This is a genomic window from Desulfosporosinus sp. OT, from assembly GCF_000224515.1.
Classification (GTDB): domain Bacteria; phylum Bacillota; class Desulfitobacteriia; order Desulfitobacteriales; family Desulfitobacteriaceae; genus Desulfosporosinus.
The window spans coordinates 1-588 of record NZ_AGAF01000044.1; the positions used below are offsets into that span (position 1 = coordinate 1).

The following is a 588-nucleotide window of genomic DNA, read 5'->3' on the forward strand; positions in this document are numbered from 1 at the left end:
TTTGGTGAAATGGCTTGACTGGTAAAAAATATATTTTGCCCCAGATATTATTGAACGTGACAATCGTTGTTAGATAAATAGAACAATCTTGCTCGCATTTCCTTTTCATAACAGCTGTTCTAAAATTTAAATGTTTATCATTTTCAGCCATAACAATTTCATCTTCGTTTCTGTCGATAACTGTAAAATAACCTGCTTTTGTACCAATTGGATAATAAATAGATTCAGTAATATCCTTCTTTTTTCCTGTATTTAATCCAAACAAACCAACTAAAGAACCTCTAATTCTCATCAATAAATCAACCCATTTGGGAGTCCTAAATATTTCTGTTGTGATACTATCAATCGTTTTATCCGTGCTTTTTACGATTTGATATGAATCACAGTAATCGATTCTCCCAAAATCTTTATAAATTAATGATTTTTCAGGAGGTACATGATATTTATATACTTTTGGCATATATACTGTCTCCTTTAATTATTTCCTATCGTTTTTCTAACTTTGTCGATAAACTTTTCTCTAAGTCTTGGTTAGCATACTCTAATCAATCTAATGCCTTTTCCCAATATTACATTTAACTTTAAACG

1 protein-coding gene is annotated in these 588 nt (G+C 29.8%); it reads right to left on the minus strand.

What is annotated here, in order from left to right; translation table 11 throughout:
* Positions 1 to 460, minus strand: a 460-nt coding sequence (locus DOT_RS03750; RefSeq protein ID WP_009614392.1) for a DUF2867 domain-containing protein, incomplete at its 3' end; no start/stop codon positions are given.
* Positions 461 to 588: the final 128 nt, after the last annotated feature.